This is a genomic window from Paenibacillus sp. LHD-117 (assembly GCF_030929555.1).
Lineage (GTDB): Bacteria > Bacillota > Bacilli > Paenibacillales > Paenibacillaceae > Pristimantibacillus.
In genome coordinates this window covers 73,785-92,649 of sequence record NZ_JAVFVT010000012.1, presented here as the reverse complement: position 1 = coordinate 92,649, position 18,865 = coordinate 73,785, and the positions used below count along the sequence as shown (strand labels likewise).

At 55.4% G+C, this 18,865-nt stretch carries 15 protein-coding genes; 6 read left to right on the top strand and 9 right to left on the bottom strand.

What is annotated here, in order from left to right:
- Window positions 1-15 precede the first annotated feature (15 nt).
- Genes RB620_RS11395 through RB620_RS30330 form a run of 3 tightly spaced genes read left to right on the top strand, consistent with a single transcriptional unit; the run spans window position 16 to window position 2,122 of the window.
- Window positions 16-1,413, top strand: a complete 1,398-nt coding sequence (locus tag RB620_RS11395; RefSeq protein WP_308094389.1) for a spore germination protein — start codon at window positions 16-18, stop codon at window positions 1,411-1,413.
- Window positions 1,407-1,952 carry a Ger(x)C family spore germination C-terminal domain-containing protein gene (locus RB620_RS11390; protein WP_308094387.1) on the top strand — a complete coding sequence of 182 codons (546 nt, stop codon included), beginning with the start codon at window positions 1,407-1,409 and terminating at the stop codon, window positions 1,950-1,952. Before RB620_RS11395 ends, RB620_RS11390 begins: the two co-directional genes overlap by 7 nt.
- A complete protein-coding gene (locus RB620_RS30330) occupies window positions 1,883-2,122 on the top strand; it encodes a Ger(x)C family spore germination C-terminal domain-containing protein (protein ID WP_374121397.1) in 240 nt (79 codons plus the stop codon). The genes RB620_RS11390 and RB620_RS30330 overlap by 70 nt, the downstream gene beginning before the upstream one ends.
- A gap of 13 nt (window positions 2,123-2,135) precedes the next feature.
- Here RB620_RS30330 and RB620_RS11385 read toward each other — a convergent pair whose 3' ends face one another.
- The 3 genes from RB620_RS11385 to RB620_RS11375 form a co-directional block, all read right to left on the bottom strand.
- On the bottom strand, window positions 2,136-4,184 hold the full coding sequence (locus RB620_RS11385) for a dihydroorotate dehydrogenase (RefSeq protein WP_308094385.1): 2,049 nt from the start codon (window positions 4,182-4,184) through the stop codon (window positions 2,136-2,138).
- A 32-nt stretch (window positions 4,185-4,216) separates the two neighbouring features.
- On the bottom strand, window positions 4,217-5,455 hold the full coding sequence (locus RB620_RS11380) for an aminopeptidase (RefSeq protein ID WP_308094383.1): 1,239 nt from the start codon (window positions 5,453-5,455) through the stop codon (window positions 4,217-4,219).
- A gap of 99 nt (window positions 5,456-5,554) precedes the next feature.
- Window positions 5,555-6,520, bottom strand: a complete 966-nt coding sequence (locus RB620_RS11375; protein ID WP_308094381.1) for a helix-turn-helix transcriptional regulator — start codon at window positions 6,518-6,520, stop codon at window positions 5,555-5,557.
- Window positions 6,521-6,652: 132 nt separating this feature from the next.
- On the opposite strand from RB620_RS11375, the gene RB620_RS11370 reads away from it, so the two are divergent.
- Window positions 6,653-7,537: an SDR family oxidoreductase gene (locus tag RB620_RS11370; RefSeq protein WP_308094380.1), complete on the top strand. Its 885-nt coding sequence runs from the start codon at window positions 6,653-6,655 to the stop codon at window positions 7,535-7,537.
- A 442-nt stretch (window positions 7,538-7,979) separates the two neighbouring features.
- Here RB620_RS11370 and RB620_RS11365 read toward each other — a convergent pair whose 3' ends face one another.
- From RB620_RS11365 to RB620_RS11355, 3 genes are all read right to left on the bottom strand, one after another.
- Window positions 7,980-8,849 (bottom strand): SDR family oxidoreductase, encoded by an 870-nt coding sequence (locus tag RB620_RS11365; protein WP_308094378.1) that lies wholly within the window; start codon window positions 8,847-8,849, stop codon window positions 7,980-7,982.
- Between the two features lie 353 nt (window positions 8,850-9,202).
- A complete protein-coding gene (gene speD, locus RB620_RS11360) occupies window positions 9,203-10,006 on the bottom strand; it encodes an adenosylmethionine decarboxylase (protein WP_308094377.1) in 804 nt (267 codons plus the stop codon).
- 142 nt (window positions 10,007-10,148) lie between these two features.
- The gene (locus RB620_RS11355; RefSeq protein WP_308094375.1) at window positions 10,149-11,168 is read right to left on the bottom strand and encodes a potassium channel family protein; all 1,020 of its coding nucleotides are present in this window, start codon (window positions 11,166-11,168) and stop codon (window positions 10,149-10,151) included.
- Window positions 11,169-11,259: 91 nt separating this feature from the next.
- On the opposite strand from RB620_RS11355, the gene RB620_RS11350 reads away from it, so the two are divergent.
- Both RB620_RS11350 and RB620_RS11345 read left to right on the top strand, forming a co-directional pair.
- Window positions 11,260-11,931 carry a PspA/IM30 family protein gene (locus RB620_RS11350; RefSeq protein WP_308094373.1) on the top strand — a complete coding sequence of 224 codons (672 nt, stop codon included), beginning with the start codon at window positions 11,260-11,262 and terminating at the stop codon, window positions 11,929-11,931.
- A 15-nt stretch (window positions 11,932-11,946) separates the two neighbouring features.
- On the top strand, window positions 11,947-12,462 hold the full coding sequence (locus tag RB620_RS11345; RefSeq protein WP_308094371.1) for a DUF4178 domain-containing protein: 516 nt from the start codon (window positions 11,947-11,949) through the stop codon (window positions 12,460-12,462).
- Window positions 12,463-12,538: 76 nt separating this feature from the next.
- Here RB620_RS11345 and RB620_RS11340 read toward each other — a convergent pair whose 3' ends face one another.
- The 3 genes from RB620_RS11340 to RB620_RS11330 all read right to left on the bottom strand — a co-directional run bounded on the left by RB620_RS11340 (window position 12,539) and on the right by RB620_RS11330 (window position 18,784).
- Complete coding sequence (locus tag RB620_RS11340; protein WP_308094369.1) at window positions 12,539-14,812, bottom strand: beta-glucosidase; 2,274 nt, start codon at window positions 14,810-14,812, stop codon at window positions 12,539-12,541.
- Window positions 14,813-14,852: 40 nt separating this feature from the next.
- Window positions 14,853-16,085, bottom strand: a complete 1,233-nt coding sequence (locus RB620_RS11335; RefSeq protein WP_308094367.1) for a PTS sugar transporter subunit IIC — start codon at window positions 16,083-16,085, stop codon at window positions 14,853-14,855.
- 194 nt (window positions 16,086-16,279) lie between these two features.
- Window positions 16,280-18,784 (bottom strand): GH39 family glycosyl hydrolase, encoded by a 2,505-nt coding sequence (locus RB620_RS11330; protein ID WP_308094366.1) that lies wholly within the window; start codon window positions 18,782-18,784, stop codon window positions 16,280-16,282.
- Window positions 18,785-18,865: the final 81 nt, after the last annotated feature.

The following is an 18,865-nucleotide window of genomic DNA, read 5'->3' as shown; positions in this document are numbered from 1 at the left end:
AACGGGGGTGAAGGAATGGCAAATTTGACGGCATCCGAAAATTTGACTCGGAACGTCGCGCGGATCGAGGCGCATTTCTCCCATACGGGCGACCTTAAGGTTCTGCCTATACACTGGAATCAATCGCAAGGCATGCTGGTTTATCTGGAATCGCTTGTCAAAGACGAGCTGATCCAGTTCCAAATCTTCGATCGCGTTCACGAGGCGGATGCCGAATTCGTCGATACGACCGTGTCGCCCATCGAAGTGGTCCAGTCCTCGGACATCGTCGAGATCGGAAAGGCGCTTCTTGAAGGGTACTGCGCGCTGCTGACGGAGCAGGATGATTCCGTTCAATTGATCAATGCCGCACAAACGCAATGGCGTAACATTATTGAGCCCAAAGGGGAGCAGGTGACGCTAGGTCCGCATGACGGCTTCGTGGAACAACTGAACGTGAATATCTTCCAGCTTCGAAACCGCATACGCCACCCGAAGCTGAAAGTAACGTTCCTGAGCTTGGGCAAGTTGACGAAGACGAAGATTGCGCTTGTCTACATGGAGAATCTCGCCGACCTTGAGGTTGTCGCCGAATGCGAGCGAAGACTTGCCGAATTCCCTGGGGAGCATCTGTATTCCACGGGCAACATCGCCGAATTTCTCGAGGAGCATCCCTTCTCCCCCTTCCCCCAGACGATGCAAACGGAAAGACCGGATCGATGCGAATCCTACATCATGGATGGCAAAATCGCGGTTCTAGTCGAAGGCAACCCGACCGCGCTGCTGCTGCCCATCACGTTTTTCGCGTTTTACCAGTCACCGGACGATTATAATAACCGATGGATTATCGGAACCTTTAACCGGATCATTCGAATGATCAGCTTCGTGTTCGCCATCAGCTTGCCGGCGATTTATATCGCGATCGTGTCGTTCCACTCCGAGGTGCTCCCGATCGGCATTCTGTATTCCGTCAAGGTAGCCATCACGTACGTGCCGTTCCCGCCGATCATGGAAGCCATCACGATGCAGGTCATCCTCGAATTGCTGAAGGAAGCCGCCATTCGGCTTCATTCGTCCATCGCGCAGACGATCGGGGTCGTCGGAGGCCTCGTGATCGGGACGGCTATCGTGGAGACGCATCTCATCTCCCATACCATGATCGTCGTCATCGGTCTCACGGCAATCTCCTCGTTCGTCACGCCGATCAACGAATTTGGGACAAGCCTAAGGGTGTTGGGATTCACGACGATTCTAGCGGCAACCCTGTTCGGATTTTTTGGCATATCCATTATGCTCATGTTCATTTTCATTCATCTGTGCAAGCTGGAAATGTTCGGCATGCCCTACTTCTCGCCGTTCGGGCCTTTCCGGTCTAAAGAAGGACTCGGGGATACCTTTGTCCGGTATCGAAAGGTAAAGCTTCCGACATGTTGACCGTTGGGAAGACGCCGTCGGGGAGCCCGATTGCCTTCGATATTATGCAAATGATTCAAGGGGCTCAATTCGCGACGATTACCCCCGAGCAGACCCTCTATACGTTGTGGACGGAATTATTGGACCCCGGATCGGACGTCGTTATTCCGATCATAAATAAGAAGTCGAACGGTCGCATCCTCATCGACAGCGTTGCGCTGATGGACGGCGTCAAGTTCTCCGGGGTTGAATTGCAGCAAGTCGACAGCAAGCTTCTCTTGCTTATGATGGGCAAGATGAACAAAACGACCGTACTTGACATCCCGCTCCAGCACACGACACATTCCTTGGCCTTCGAGGTGATAAAGGCGGCCAACAAAATGGAGATTCGCATAGATGAGGCAACCGGCGAGATCGACTGCAACATTCAGATCAAACTGAAAGGGGATATATCGAGAGTTACCCGCTCACTGGCGACGTGGAAGCCAGCATGGAGCAGCTTCGCGCCGAACTATCGAACGCCTTGCAGAAGCAAGCAGCGCAGGTCGCGGGCAAAATAAAAGCGGCCCGCTGCGACGCCCTCGGTATCGGAAGGCGAGTCAGGGTGTCCCATCCGAAACTATGGAAGGATTCGGACTGGAGGGACTCGGAATGGAAATCCGTATACCCGAAAATCCGAATCACAACCGAGTTCCAGATCGATTTTGTAAGCTCGGGGATCTTGAATTGATCGAAAATAAGGCCTATCCGACATGGCGTCGCATAGGCCTTTGTTTGGTTATCATATAGGGATAGAGCAGAATCAACCCCGCGATGAACAGCAGGACGGCGAAGATGGCGGGCGACAAGTGAAGCAGGCTCGTGTAGCCGATCCGGTAATGCACGCTGAATCCCGCATAGAAGCCGGGAATGCCGCCGAGCAGCAGCGTCCACCACAGCCATCGCCGGCCTTGCCCGATTCCCCAAAGCGCGGCGATGAGGATCGCAAGCGCGTCGCATAACAGCGCGCCTCCGAAGCCCGCCCTGTCGTGCGCGATCAAGGAGATCAGCTTCGGGTTGGCTTGATTGATCGTTTCGGGCGTCGTGCGAAGGAAAAGCAGATCCGTCTTCACGAAGACGTCCGTGATGCCGACTCCCGCGATGGTCAAGCCGCCGACGGCCAGCGCGAAGCCCAGCACAACCAGACACAGCTGCCCCCACATGGCCCGTCGCCATACGGCATCATTGCGGAGGTTGACCGGCTTCCGGTCCGGCCTGTCCGCATGCCCCCTCATCGACAGGATGAACATCGGGAGCAGAACGGCTGCGGCCGTCGCATGGAGCGGATCGAAGTAGCCGTAGCCTAGATAAAGAAAAAAGCTGGAGAAGCCGACGATGCCGGACGTCGCGAGCGCCGTTCGCGCCCAATGCTGCCCGTCGCGGAGTCCGTACCGGGCCAGTGAGTAATAGAGAATGCCGATGGAAATCATCGTACCCGCAAGCGTAATCCGGTCATGCGCCATAAAATGAAGCAAATGCGGATTCACGCGGAAGATCTCGCTTTTCGTCATGCCGAGGAAATCGAGATCGTATGAGAGCAGCACTTTGGTCGCGCCGATCCACCAGGCCAACGCGCCCCCGATGATCATGCCGATCCCCAGCAGGCACATCCAGCCCCAATTGCGCCAGAACGACGGCGGTTTCGGCTCCGCTTCGCCGCGAACCGTCTCGTAGATGACGGCTTCGTTCATCCGCTTCGGCAAGCCGGGTCCCGAATAAACGAGTCCGCTATGCAGCTGGATGAAGTCCGCGCCCGCTTGTCGCAGCAGCAAAGCGTGATAAGGCTCATGCGCCCCCGCTCCCGCGATGATCGGCATCGAAGCTCCGTACGTCTCTCGGATGAGCGAAACCAACCGAAGAGCGGGGGCGAATCCGGCTGCGCCTACCGTTATGGGAAAATCGCGGCAATCGTTCTCCGATTGCCCTTCCTGTTGAGCAGACGCAGCCGATAGTTCGCCCCTAGCCGGACGACCGGACTCCTTCCCATGTTCCGAGGACTCCTCCCGCCAAGCTTCCCCAACGACCACGCCGCTCCACCATCGGTCTTCCGCGCCACTCAGAAACGCCCTTGCCCGATCCTCGGATAACCAAAGCGGCATGTAAAGAAGCATCGGCAACGGGGCGACATCCTTGCTGGTGTCCGCGCGTTGACAAGACAGCCGGGTTAATATGGCAAGCACTTCGTCCCATGGTCTTCCCCCGGACGCAACGTCGACGAAAAAACCGGCCGCTCCGGCATCGCCAAGCCGACGCATCAGAAGCCGAAGCTCCTCCAACGATTCGTCCGGCGACGAGCCGGGCATCGGCGCGATACGCGCGAACTGCGGAAGCTTATGCCCCGGTTTACGCATCCGTTCGGCGATCGCGTCCGCACCCGCATTCTCGTAATAGGAGGGATACCGGATCGTCTCGGCTGCCGGATCGTTGCCGATCGGTTCGTCGCAGACGAGCGGCCGAACCGTGACGGGCCCGACCTCGACGAACCCGAAGCCGAATTGCGACAATGCCCGCTGCGCGGTTCCGCTCGGATCGACGCCTCCAGAAAGTCCGATCGGCGTCCCAAGCTCCATGCCGTAGAAGCTTCTGTTCAGCAGCGGCGAAGGTTCCATGTGCCCCAGCGTTCGGATGACGAAGGAACCGGCCGGCATGCGGCTAATGGCACCCATCGCGCCAAGCGTGAACGCTCGGCTCATCCGTGACGGGAGACGGAAGAGCAGAGGGCGAAACAAAGTCTGATACGACCAATCCGGCATGGCTTAAGCCCCTCCCGTCCAGCGGATTTCGATCAGATCGCCCAGTTGCCGCCGCGGAATACAGGCACGACCGTTCCGTCATCCTTAATCCCGTCGATATCCATCTCGGCGGAGCCGATCATAAAGTCGTTATGCGTAATGCTTGAGTTAACGCCATGCGCTTCGAGCTCCTCCGAAGACATCGTTTTGCCGCCTTCCACGTTGAAGGCGTAACCGCTGCCGATCGCCAAGTGGTTCGAGGCGTTCTCGTCGAACAACGTATTGTAGAACAGAACGCCCGATTCTGAGATCGGAGATTGATGCGGCACCAATGCGACTTCGCCGAGGTAATGGCTGCCTTCGTCGATCTCGACCAGCTTCTGAAGAATTTCCTCGCCCTCTTCGGCCTCCGCATTCACGATCCGTCCGTTCTCGAACGTCAGCTTGAAACGGTCGATGATGTTGCCTCCGTAGCTGAGCGGCTTCGTGCTGGACACATAGCCGTTCGTACCGGACTTTAGCGGCACCGTGAACACTTCCTCCGTCGGCATGTTCGCCATGAAGGAGAAGCCGTTCTGGTTCGTGCTGCCCGCCGCGACCCAAATATGTTTCTCGTGAAGCTCCACCGTCAGGTCCGTGCCCGGAGCGGTGTAGCGAAGCTTGCGGAACCGGTTCGCGTTCAGCACTTCCGCCTTCTCATGCAGCGTTTCGTTATGCTTGACCCATGCCGCGACCGGATCGGCATCATGCAGGCGCACGGAATCGAAGATCGCGTTCCATAGCTTGTCGACCGCTTCCGCTTCGGATACGTCCGGGAATACCTTCTTCGCCCATTTCTTGCCCGCGCCCGCTACGACCGTCCAGCTCACCTTGTCGGACTGAATCGCTTTGCGGAATTCCTTCAGCCCTTCGCCGGATGCCTTCTGGAACGCCGAGATGCGACTCGACGGGATGCCCTTCAGCAGATCCGGGCTGGAAGCCACCAAGGAAATAAACACGGCGTTGCGTTCGACGAAGTGGTTCCGTTTCATCGTCTCGAATACCGGGAAGCTGGCGAAAATCGCCTCGTCGGCTTTCTCGTATTTGAGCCTGGATAGCGAGTCGTCCACCCAGTCCACGTGGACGTTGGAAGCACCGGCTTCGTACGCTTTGGCCGCGATGGCGCGGACGAGCTCCGCCATCTCAATCGATGCGCCCGCCATGAATACTTCTTGCCCCTTCTGAACGTTGACGCCCGTGCGAACGATCAGCTCGGCATATTTTTCGAAATTCGCTTGCAATGTCGTTGTCATATGTAGTTACATCTCCTCAAGAATTAATGGCATTTCGAATGGCGTCCTTTAAGAGGGAAACCGGACTTTTTGAACACGCACTATAAGGACGCCGGACACTTACAAGTATAACATTCTCGCGGTTTCGATTTCATCCTTCACGCGCCGCCTAAGGTCCGGCGGCTCCAGTGCTTCCGCGCGCGCCCCGAGACCAAGAATAATCTCGCAGGCCGATTCGAGCGTTTCGAACGCCACGTCCGCATGCAGCCATCCCTCTCCGCCCTCTTCCTTGGTGCTTCCCAGCACCGTCGCGAAACGCTCCGATGCCAGCCGTGCCAGCGTGTCCGAACGAAGCCTGAGCTTGGCGGGATACTTAGGCAGCCTGTCGCGGAATTGCTCGAGCGAGGAATCCCAATAAGCGGCCAAATCGAAATCGCGCGGAGGAATAAACGTCTCCGGGAGCGGCTCGGCACGCAGCAGCCGCGATACCCGAAACGTGCGCAGCCCATCGTCCTCCGTCTTCGCGACGAGATACCAGACGCTGCGTTTCGCCACGAGACCGAGTGGGTGAACGACGCGGGTTTTCTCCGCGCCATCCCTCTCGTAGGTAATACGCAGCGCCTTCTCTTCCCATACCGTTTCCTGTACGGCTGCCAAACAAGGCGTCCGTTCTTTCGGCTGTCGGTTCGCATGCCAACCCGCGCCGTCGATATGCAGCTTCCGCCTGACGGCATCGGCGCTGTTCCTTGCGGAATCGGTGGTCGCCGCGAGCAGCTTCTGAAGCGCGGCCTCCAGTTGCTTCTCCTGGCCGAGGTCGCTCAGCAGTTCCGGCCGGCTGGAGACGAGCAGCGCGGCAAGCTCATCCGAATGCATGCCCGTCAAGCTGGTGCGGTACCCTTCCGACAGCTGCCAGCCGCCTTCCTTCCCACGCTCCGCGTAGACCGGCACGCCCGAAGCGCTGAGCTCCTCCATGTCCCGGAGAATCGTCCGCTCCGACACCTCCAGCTGCTCGGCTAGCTGGCGTGCCGACATTTTCCCTTGATTTTGAAGCCATAATACGATAGACACCAACCGGCTTGCCCGCATGCTCCGCCTCCTTTGCCAGTTATATGTTCGGCTACGGACTATTATATCCTTTTAATTATGACAGAGGTTGTCATATATGGTCGATTACAATTGGGGTATTCAATAAAACAAATACCGGAAGGAAGAGATCACATGAAACCATTGCAAGGGAAAGTAGCGGTTGTCGCAGGAGCGACGCGGGGAGCAGGCAGAGGAATCGCGGTAGGCTTGGGTGCGGCCGGAGCGACGGTTTATTGCACGGGCAGAAGCGTGACGGGAGGACCTTCGGATTTGAACCGCAGCGAGACGATCCAGGAAACGGCGGCGATGGTCGACTCGGCGGGAGGCATCGGCATTCCCGTCCGCACGGATCATACCGTTCCGGCAGAGGTGGAAGCGTTATTCGCGAGAATTCGCGAGGAACAGGACGGGCAGCTTGACGTGCTGGCCAACAACATTTGGGGTGGCGAAAAGCTGGTGGAATGGGGGACGCCGTTCTGGGAGCATTCGCTGCCGAACGGCCTGCTCGTGCAAGAACGTGCGGTGAAAGCCCATATGATCACGAGTTACTACGGCGCGCCGCTCATGGTCGCGAGACGAGGCGGTTTGATCATCGAGGTCACCGACGGCATCGACTACCGCTATCGGGGCAACCTCTTCTACAGCCTGGCCAAAATATCGCCGATCCACCTGGCGGAGTCGATGGCAGAAGAGCTTCGTCCGCATGGCGTGACGGCGGTTGCGGCGACGCCCGGCTTCCTCCGCTCCGAAGAGATGCTGGAGCATTTCCGCGTAGCGGAAAGCAACTGGCAGGACGCCGTCTCGAGCGGAATTAAGGACGCGGAACATTTCGCCCAGTCGGAAACACCGTTTTTCATCGGCCGCGGACTCGCCGCTCTTGCGGCGGATCCGGCCTACGCTGCCTACGCCGGCAAAGTAATGCCAAGCTGGACGTTGTCGGATATGTACGGTCACGAGGATGTCGACGGCCGACGCCCTCACTGGGGCAACTACGCCAAGAAGCATGGCTTCTTGTAAGCGTTGGGACATGTGCATCTACTTGTTCTCGTAGATGAGCCTCTCCGGAGCAAATTAGATTCGCCTCGCGTACCTATTTCCGCCGAACCGGCTCTCCGGAGTCATTTAGATTCGCCTCGCGGACCACATTCTCGTTACCTGCTACAGATACGTGAGACGAACCTGCAGCGCGGTTCACTCCCCTGTTACCTGCTGCAGGTACGCGAAACAGACCTGCAGCATGGCTCACACGCTCGTTACCTGCTGCAGGTACGCGAAACGGACCAGCACCGTTCACGCGTTCGTTACCTGCTGCAGGTACGCGAAACGGACCTGCAGCACGGCTCACACGCTCGTTACCTGCTGCAGGTACGCGAAACGGAACTATAGCGCGGTTCACGCGTGCACGAAAAAGCTGCAAGTACGCATCTCTTACTTGCAGCTTCAACACGCTTGAAGTTTGTTAGCCGTTCACGATTTCGCCGCCGTTAATGTGCAGCATCTGGCCCGTCATGTAGCTGGAGTCGTCGCATGCCAAGTAAACGTAAGCCGCCGCCAGCTCATGCGGCTGGCCGGCGCGTCCCATCGGCGTGTCGGAGCCGAATGTGGACACCGCTTGCGGATCGAACGATGCCGGGATCAGCGGCGTCCAGATCGGCCCCGGCGCAACGCCGTTCACGCGGATGCCCTGGGCAGCGACGTTCGCCGCTAGCGCGCGGGTGAACGATACAATCGCGCCCTTCGTCGACGAATAGTCGATGAGCGTCGGGTTTCCTTTGTACGCCGTGATCGACGCGGTGTTAATGATGGAGCTTGACACTTTCAAATGCGGCATCGCCGCGATCGTCAAATAAAACATCGCGAACACGTTCGTCCGGAATGTCGCGTGCAGCTGCTCCGCCGTAATGTCCTCCAGCTTCTGCCGCACATGCTGCTCGGCCGCGTTATTGACCACGATGTCCAGCTTGCCGAATTCCTTGATCGTCGCCTTCACGACCTCCTTGGCGAACGATTCGTCGCCGATATCGCCGGGCAGCAGGATACAGCGGGCGCCAAGTCCAGTCACGATCTCCTCCGTCAGCTTGGCGTCCCCGTGCTCGTCCTTGTACACGATGCAGAGCGACGCCCCTTCCTTCGCGTAAGCGACGGATACGGCGCGTCCGATGCCGCTGTCGCCGCCGGTAATGATCGCGACTTTGCCCGCTAGCTTGCCTGCGGCCTTGTAATCCGGACTATCGAATACCGGCAGAGGATTCATCTCCGATTCGATGCCTGGCTGCCGCGACTGGTTCTGCGGCGGGAATACCTGCTTTTTGTTTGAAGAGTTGGACATGGAAATTGCTCCTTTCTGATGTTCGAAGCCATTCGACGATGAGCGACCGCGCTTAAAGGTAGGGATTATCGCCAATCGAAAGTTTGTGGTGAGAATCCCTTTATCGAAGAAACTCGACGATGAGCGACCGCGCTTAAAGGTAGGGATTATCGCCAATCGAAAGTCTGTGGTGACAAATCCCCTATCGAAGAAACTCGACGATGAGCGACCGCGCTTAAAGGTAGGGATTATCGCCAATCGAAAGCATGTGGTGACAAATCCCTTATCGAAGCCATTCGACGATGAGCGACCGCGCTTCAGCGGTAGGATTTGTCGCCAATCGAAAGTCTCGGTTACTTGGTGTTCAAGTAACCTCAACTTTCGATGTGGTAGAAAATCTCGTCCATTTCCGTTTTCAGGCGGAACGTGATTTGCTCCTGCTCTTCTTTGGACAACGTGTCTTTCGTGTAGCCGAACAAATAGTTGTTCAAGTCGAACTGCTTAAGCCGGCACTTCGTGTGGAACAAATTCTCCTGGTAAATATTCACGTCGATCATGTCGAACAGCTTGCTCTGCTCGTCGGGTATGTAGTTCTGGATCGAGTTGATGTCATGGTCGATAAACAGCTTGTTCCCGTTAATGTCGCGCGTGAAACCCCGGACCTTGTAATCAATCATCATGATGTCCGTGTCGAAGGAATGGATCAAATAATTAAGCGCCTTCAGCGGCGAAATCTCTCCGCAGGTCGATACGTCGATGTCCGCGCGGAACGTGCTGATGCCTTCGTCCGGATGGTACTCGGGATAGGTGTGAACAGTAATGTGGCTTTTGTCCAACGCCATGACGACCGTCGACGGCAGCGGACCCGGCGACTCTTCGAATGATTCCTGCGGCACCTCCACGATCGGCCCCTCGGAAACCAGAATCGTCACGCTGGCGCCTTGCGGCACGTAATCCTGTTTCGCGATATTGAGCACATGCGCGCCGATGATGTCCGACACATGCTTCAGGATCGAGGTCAGCCTGTCCGAATTGTATTGCTCGTCAATATAAGCGATGTACGCTTCCCGCTCTTCCCGGGTTTTCGTAAAACAGATGTCGTACATGTTGAAACTAAGCGATTTGGTCAAGTTATTGAAGCCATGCAGCTGAATGCGCTGCTCCGGCGTTAGCGTCATCGTACTCCCTCCTTGTCCATACCTACTATTTCCTGATCGGCCGCGCATGATTCGCATCCGTTCTCTCGCCCCCTCGCCGCAAAAAAAGAAGAGCATGCCCACGCCTCCAAAAGACGCAAGCTTGCTCTTCTTATTACCCTCTTTAATGGGCAGCCAAACGTTCATAAGTCGCCTTGTCGCAAATCATAAACAGCCGCGCGTCCCCCGGGATCGGCGAGGACAGCTTCCGATTGATGCCCATGTCGCTCCGGTCTGCGATCAAGGTCGCGCCTTGCTCGAGCAGCGCCTTGAACGCGTCCCCGTACGTCTTCCAAGAAGGATGCCGCGGAACCTCGTAAATATCGTCGTTGTCCTGCCTGCTCATGAGCTGACGCAGCAGATCCGTGTTCCCCTCTTGCATGGCCGATCGGACGGCCAAATGCGATATCGCGTCGTGGGTGAGCACGAATTCGTTCACTTCCGCATGCTTGAAGTTGCGAATATGTTTCTCGTGAACGATCTCGACCGTCGTATGGACGTGGTGGGCCATTCGTTCGATGCTGGACGTGATGAGCAGCGACTTGCCGTCGATGAGCGAACCTTCGTCGATGCGCATATCCGCGAAAATAATGGCGGAACGCGCTTTGCCGATCGCCGCCCGCTCCAAGATTTCGTCCTCGGACGGATCGCCTTTCACGAAGTGAACTTGATGCAGATGCTCCATCGGATGTTTCCCGATGCCGTCGTCGATGATCACGATGTCCGTTTTCGGTGAATGAGACAAAATTTCCTCCACCGCGGTTTGCGCTTTTTTGCTCCAGTTAATAATGACGATGTGGCCATAACCTTGATAGGACAACTCCCCAGCTCCTCTCTTCTGCTTGAGTATGGCGAACGAATCGATGATTTTGCCGATGACAAGGCTGAGCAGGCCGATGCCGAAGATGTATAGGAAAATCGTGAACGCCTTGCCCAGCTGGGTGACCGCGAAATAATCGCCGTAGCCCACCGTCGCCATCGTCGTGAGCACCCAATAAAACGCGTTGAACCATGTGCCGAACGTTTCCGGCTCGATCAGGAGCGCGAACGTGGCCCCGAACACGGCGAACAGAATGACGGTCGCGGCGATCGCAGCATGGCTGATCCGCAGCAGTCTGGCGGACAATAGACGAAGAAATAACATATTTGACTCCTCCCGTCGATGGATTGAAACGTATTATACTGAATTTACGTATTAGAACTCATCTTTGCAACAAACAAATGGAGGTAATCACATGTCCTTGTTCAAAAGATTGCGCGACCTGACCCTCTCCAACGTATACGCCCTGATCGAGAAAGCCGAAGATCCGATCAAGCTGACCGACCAATACATCCGTGACATGACCGAAGATCTGCAAGACGCCGAGAAGGCCGTCGCATCCCAGATTGCCCTGGAGAAGAAGTTCAAGAAACTATACGAAGATCAAGAAGAGCTGTTCCAGAAACGTTCCGAGCAGGCGCACATCGCCGTGCAAGAAGGCAACGTCGACCTTGCCCGCCGCGTGCTGGAAGACAAACAAGCCGTCGAGAAGAAGGTTGTCGAGTATAAGGAGGCGTTCGCCGAAAACCAATTGCTCGCGAACAATCTTCGCGGCAAGCTCGACGAGATGCGCAAGCAGCTCGAAGACATGAAGAACAAACGCGACACGCTTGTGGCTCGTTACCAAGCAGCGAAGACGCAGACGGAAATCAACAAAGTCATGTCGGGCTTCGGAACTAGCACCGCTGCCGCCGGCATGAAGCGAATGGAAGAGAAAATGCTGCAAGCCGAAGCGATGGCGGAAGCAAGCAACGATCTGGCCGCGTCCAAAGGCAAGTCCCTTGACGACGAGTTCGCGAACCTCGGCAAAAACAAAGCCGTCGAAGACGAGCTCGCCGCCCTACTGAAGCAATACGACAAAAACTAAGGATCCGATGACGATATGAGCCTATTCAAGCGCATTAAAGGCATTATGAAACGCCCCGAACCGCCAATTGTGCAGCGAAGCATTCTGGCTACCGGTCCTGGAGACGTGTGCGAGGTCTCTCTCGTCACGTACCAGGTCATCGGCCGCGTGATGAACAGCCGACGCCGCACGACGATGCTGACGCTGCAAGACGGAGCGGAGCTGCGCTACTTGCTTATCGAGGAGAGGGAGAATAACGAATACTCGTTGTTCTCCCCCATCGACGGCAGGCTGGACACGATTACGGAAGTGCCGATGAAGCTGGAGCTGGACGGCCGCATGTTCCATATGGAAGAGCATTATGCCGAATATGTGACGACCGCCGGCAAGTCGCCGTTCATGCAAGGCGGCGAACAATCCGTCTGGCGATACCAGTCGGATGACCGGAAGCTGCTGCGCGTCGAGTGGATGGAAGGTCGTTTTATGATTTACGAAGGCGAAGATGTGCTTCCGGCGGACGTCGAGGTGCTGCAAGGGAAACCAACCGCATGAAACAAAAAATAAGCGCAGTCCCTTCCCAAGAAGGAACCGCGCTTATTTTAGTTTCTCCGCATTGCGCGACCAACCGTTATTCGATCCGCATCTGTTCGTACGTACGAATCAGTTCTTCCGTAACCTCGTCAGGTGTCATGTCTTTCAACCAGGTTTGGCCGAACATTTGGAATATCTTGATGACGGGAAAGTCGCCCCAAAAGCCGATAAACTCGTCGTTCAGCTCCACCTTCTCCGTGACATGCTTATTCATCTCTTCCAGACTGCGCTCCAGCACGGTCCGGGCTGCGGGATCGCCGACCCAATCGTTCAACAAGCTGAATTTATGGAACGAAATATCCTCTTGGCCGAAATCGCAATAAAGCCGCTCGCGAAGACGAATATCCCGGGACGAGCTGCCGGCGACAAGCTGGAAGTAGCCTGTTTCCGCAGTCCATTTGCCCCGCTTCGTATTGTAATAAGCAAAGTCTCTCTCCTCGAGTTCAAAACGAACTTCTTTCGTCTCCCCCGGTGCCAAAGCGATTTTCGCGAATGCCTTCAGCTCCTGGTCGGGACGGATCCACTTGCATTCTTCGTCATGAACGTAAAGCTGGACGACTTCTTGTCCGAACATGGCTCCCGTGTTCTGGACGTTGAACGTAACGATGCCACCCCGTCCGCTCTGGACGGCCTTCATTCCGGAATAGGAGAACGTCGTGTAAGACAGCCCATGCCCGAACGGGAACTGCGGAGCCAGCTCCTTCTTGTCGTAATATCTGTAGCCGACGAACAGCCCTTCGCGATAATACAGCTTGCCGTTCTCGCCTCTGATGCGCATATACGAAGGGTTGTCCGATAGCTTCACAGGGAATGTCTCGGACAGCTTGCCCGACGGATTCGTTGCTCCGAACAAGATGTCAGCGATTGCCTTGCCGCTGCCTTGTCCGGTTAACCAAGAATGGATGACACCCGGCACATGCTGAACCCATGGACGCATCACCATCGCCGTGCCGCTGCTCGTTACGACGATGCATCTCGGCTGAACGGCCGCGACGGCTTGAATCAGCTTTACTTGATGAAGTGGCAAGTCGATACCAGCGAGGTCATGCATCTCGGACTCCGCATATTCAGGTTGTCCGACGAACAGAATGGCCAAATCCGCATCCGCCGCGAGCTTAGCGCTCTCCTCGATCAGCAAGTCATCAATTTTGTCATCCGTAGGATAACCTTCACCATACGAGACTGTAATTTCTCTTCCGGCGAGCGAGAGGATTTCGTCGAACGGAATGTCGATGTGAGTCGGCGTAACTTTGGCGCTGCCTGCCCCTTGTATGCGGGGCTGCTTCGCGAATCGGCCAATAACCGCAATGGAAGAGACGATTTCCCTGTCGATAGGAAGAATCCGGTTATCGTTCTTTAGCAGAACGATGCTTTCCGCAGCCGCCTTTCTTGCCAGCTCGTGATAATCCCGGTCGGCCGTCGGTCGATCGCCGACTTCCTCCGTCGTCTTGCGAACCAATTCCAGAATGCGCCGCACCGATGCGTCAAGCTTCGACTCTTGGAGCGTACCGCTCTTCACCGCATTGACGATTGCCTTGGCGTTATATTCGGCCGGGCCTGGCATCTCGAGATCCAAGCCCGCGTTCAGACCGCGAATCCGGTCGTTGACGGCGGTCCAATCCGACAGAACGACGCCGTCGTATCCCCACTCTTCGCGCAAGATGTCATTCAGCAAATGCTCATTCTCACTGGCATAGCTTCCGTTCAATAGATTATAAGAGCACATAATGGTCCACGGGTTGGCCTTCTTGACGATTCGCTCGAAGGCACTCAGGTAAATTTCGCGAAGCGTCCTCTCGTCGACTTCGGAGCTTGTTACCATTTTTTCGTACTCCTGATTATTGCAAGCGAAATGCTTCACCGAAGCGCCGACGCCTTGCGCTTGCAGCCCGTTCACGAAAGCGGCGCCGAGTTCGCCGGACAGGCACGGATCTTCTGAATAATATTCGAAGTTACGGCCCCCAAGCGGCGTTCGCTTCATGTTGATCCCGGGTCCGAGAAGAAGCTCCACGCCCATCGCCCTGCCCTCTTCCCCGAGCGCGACGCCGATTTCCTGCAGCAGCTCCGTGTTCCACGACGAACCGATGGCGGATCCGGTCGGGTAGCAGGTCGCCGGCATATTTTCGCCCGTGATGCCCATCTCCTCGTCGCTGTTCGTTTTGCGGATACCGTTGGTTCCGTCGTACATATGGATCGCCGGCACGCCCAGCCTATCGATCCCTTTGGTCATCCACATATTCAAGCCTGCGCATAACCCCGCTTTTTCTTCCAGCGTCATGTCTTTCAAGATGTTATCCGATATGCGTTTCATCTCTCCCACTCCTCTTCTGGTTGTGCCAGTTTGTTACGCGTTAGCGACCGGCTTGTTCTTTCTTGTACTCTTGCATGTCGTAGACCTTATAAAACGGGAACCAAACGATGAACATCAAGATCAGGACAAACGCGAGCAAAAGCACTCCGTTTAATCCGGACACGATATACGTCGAAATGCCTACCGGCGTGTACCACAGCTGGAACAATTGGCTTGGGATATCGGCAAGTCCCCAGTCCAGCGCCAAATATACGATAATAGGCGTTACGATTCCGTTGATCCACATCGGCACCATCAAAATCGGGTTAAACGCAATCGGCGCCCCGTAGACGATCGGTTCGTTAATGTTGAACAGCGAAGGCACAATCGTCGTTTTGCCAATAGAACTGAGCTTCCTGGACTTGGCGAACAGAAACAAGATGACAAGCGGCAGCGTCGCGCCCAAACCGCCTACGCCCACCCAACCGGAAAAAAAGGTTTCGAACGTGTTGATGTTGATCGGATCAAGACCTTTGGCCACAAGGGCCGCGTTCTCTTCGATAGCGGGAAACCAGATCGCATAGAAGATCGGAGCCGTGACCCATGGGCTGACGCCAAATGAAAACAGCAGAACTCCGACGAAGTTGAACAGCACAAAACCCGCGAGCGTTTGGCTGATGGTGTTCAGCGGTTCGAAAATGTTAATGATCAGCGCAAAAATATCAAAATGCAACTGATAGATCAGCACCCAGCCCGCCAGCAGGATTAAAGCGATCGGCACCAGGAAATCGAACCAGTCCACGATAAATTCAGGCAGCTTCGTATCTTTTTTGAAGAAGGAGAACTTGTTGAATAAATTCATGACGACAGCTACAACAATACCCACAAGAAGGGCGGTAATCATTCCAGCCGGGCCAAAACGCTCCAGCACGAATTGAATCGTGCCGTCTTCGCCGAAGCTTGGATTCAGCAGCATCAGAAACAGCGACAAGCCCGTAAAACCGGCGATTAGCTTGATCTTGTGGCGTTCCTTCTTTTGCATGACCATATACGGCGTTAGAAACGAAATAAATATGCCGAGCAGGCCAAAGCTGAACGTTGTGATTGGGGTCAAGTCGGGCATTCCCGGCACAAAATCTTTTAATATAGACACCAGTGTTATTAGCGAACCGATAAAGATCATCGGCAGCGTAACCATGATGGCTTCCTGAATGGAGTCAACCCACACATTCTTGGTGAAGGTCTCTAGTCTCGGTGCGAATTTCTCCGTCATCCAATTCATCAGACGTTCCATCTTTATTCCTCCTATGTTTTGATGTGGGGTAAAGGATCGTACTCTCAGTATAGCTGCGGATGATAACGCTTTCTTGTTCTTATTTGCCCTAAGCGGGATTGTATTTTGCGGTCTTGCCTCAATCGAATTTAGTATGACAGCCGACCGTTTTCCCCATACAGCAAAAAACACCCCTATAGGTTAGGGGTGTTGGCTTAGCCATAATATGGATCGAAAGTGAACAAGGCAATCCCATGGGGTTGCAGGATGCACGACAGCTCGTAGGTTCCTTGCGCATCGACCCGTTCAACGCGGATTTCAGGGCCGCTCCTGCCGCGCAAATAGTCCAGCTCCGCCTCAGACGGATGCTCCGGGGCGCCCATGCGCACCCACTCGTCGAACACGGAGCCGTGATCCCGGTCCAAGCGGTAGCTGGTCATCCGATAGCTTCTATCCATGCCGCCCAGCGAGATCCGGAATGCCCTAGGGCCCTTCTCCTCGAAGACGGAGTACCTGCTTAGCTCCGACAGGCCCGTCCAATCCCCGCTCGCGAACAGCTTGTCGACATGCACATAGTGGTATAACAGCAGTTGTATGCCGCCGTCCTCGCTCCGGGTCGCGATGTAACCTTCCCCTTGCGCCAAAATGCGGTTGCCTAACTTGCCGAGCAGCTCAAACGCATAATAGCCGGGTTTCTTGAGCCCGTTGCGATTGATCAGACCAAAGCCCCCGTAGAACGGTGAAGACGGGACGAAGCTCTCTTCGAACACATCGGTAAACGACCAGAAGGCGATGGCATCCACCATGCCCGATGTCTCGAGCGCGTGAAAAATGACGAACGGAGCCATAAACATGGTGTCATGCAGCAGGTTTCGATCATACAGCGAAAAGTTCCACTCCGTCATATTCAACTCAAGTCCTGGGTTCTCATCCTTGCCGATGATCGAGCGAAGGCGAAGCACGCTGTCTCTGAAGAAGGAAGGCGGCATGATCGTGCTGAGCTTATCGGTTTCCTCCTTTGAATGCGGGTATTCCGAGTAGACATGGAAGGAAAAGAAATCGAGCGGCACGGCACGATGCCTGCAATAGGACATGAACTGCTCCGCCCAATCGTCGTTCCACAACGAACCGTAGCCAAGCGCCGGGCCGCCTACCTTGAGGCGTTCATCCACCGACTTGATCGCCCTTGCCGTCTCCTCGTAAAAAGTAAAATATTCTTCTTTGGTTCCCGCCCAGCAAACCCCCGCCAGATCGGGCTCGTTCCACACCTCGAACCGCCAACCGCGTACTTCCTCCATGCCGTACCGGTTCGCGCAATGAGCGACGAACGCACGGACCAGCGCGTTCCACTTGGCCTGATCCGACGGTGGAGAGATGTTGGCCTTCCACCAAAAGATCGTTTCGTTGGAGCGCCTTAGTGCCGTCGGCATAAAGCCAAGCTCCACGAATGGGCGAATGCCTTCTCCCAACAAAAAATCATAGAGATTGTCCACATAAGTCCAGTTATAGAGCGGATTTCCTTGATCGTCTTCCCTGTAAACCATCATTTCGTCATTGAAGATGCCGTGGAACCGAATAAAACGAAAACCAAGCTTCCGTTGCAGTTCCGTCAGCTGCTCCCTCCAATCCGAGCGAAGGCCTTCCGCCGCCCTCCCTGCTGTCGTCACGCGATTCCAGTGCGGCGTAAACGCCGTTCCCGGGTTGGATGCGTCCATGGAGAGGATGACAGTATGGTGCATATCCCCCGGAATTTCATCACCGCGGACGTCGCCGGAGCTCTCATCAGGGCGAAGATAACGATACAGCGACTCCATTGCTTGGATCGTATCCATCACGTAATAGTTGCCGCTTGACGATTCATCGTAGGTGAACGGCAATCGGCGCGGATCGGCTTCTTTCGGCTTTGTCGAGGCTTCCCGGTAAGCGCTTGGCGTGCACCCGAACTTCTCCTTAAAATATTTATTGAACAGCTTTACGTTTGCGAAGCCGCAGTCGAGCGCGATTTGCGTCATGTTTTTACCTGAGTCCGCAAGCGCGGAAGCAGCCTTCTCCAATCGGATGGAGGTCAGATACTTCTGGAACGGTATGCCGATTTTGTCGCTGAAAAAATGGGAGAAATAATGCAGGCTCAAATGCTCCTGATCGGCTATCGTTTGAAGAGTGATTTTCTGGCTATAGTTCATGTCCACGTACCGAAGCACACGATTAAGCCGTTTATAATCGTAAGTCATAGCGTCCGAATGGGCCTGATCGTTATAGCCGCCTGGAAAATAGCGCAGAAGTTGCCCCGCCAGCGTCTGGAGACTCCCCATCGAAAAGCTCCGGTAGCCGGGCGCTTTCTTGCTTGCTTCCCAAGCCATCCGTGCCAGCTCACGCCTCACGAGGTCGAAGGCCTCTCGGTTGTGATCCGATTGGCCGATGGAAATGCAATCGATGACAACGTTATCGCCGAGCAGCTCCGAGCCGAACTGCAGCGTAAGCAGTACATTGTCTTGATGCGTCCGCTCGATTTGGTGGACGGACATGCTGTTCAGGACGATAATGCCGTCTTGTCCGAGTTCGTATTGCCGTTGGTCGACGTGGACGGAAACGGAGCCTTGCAATACGTAAATGATCTCGATTTCCTTATGCCAGTGGAACGGGATATGCGCGACGCTGTTAACGAACAGGCGGATCGGCAGATCATCCTGGTGTTCAATAAATTCATAGTAATAACGCATAAGCCCCTCCCTTTCCGTTATCTTATTATGTAACCATTGACGAGCGGAATTCAACGGACGGAACAATTTATGCTGAAAATA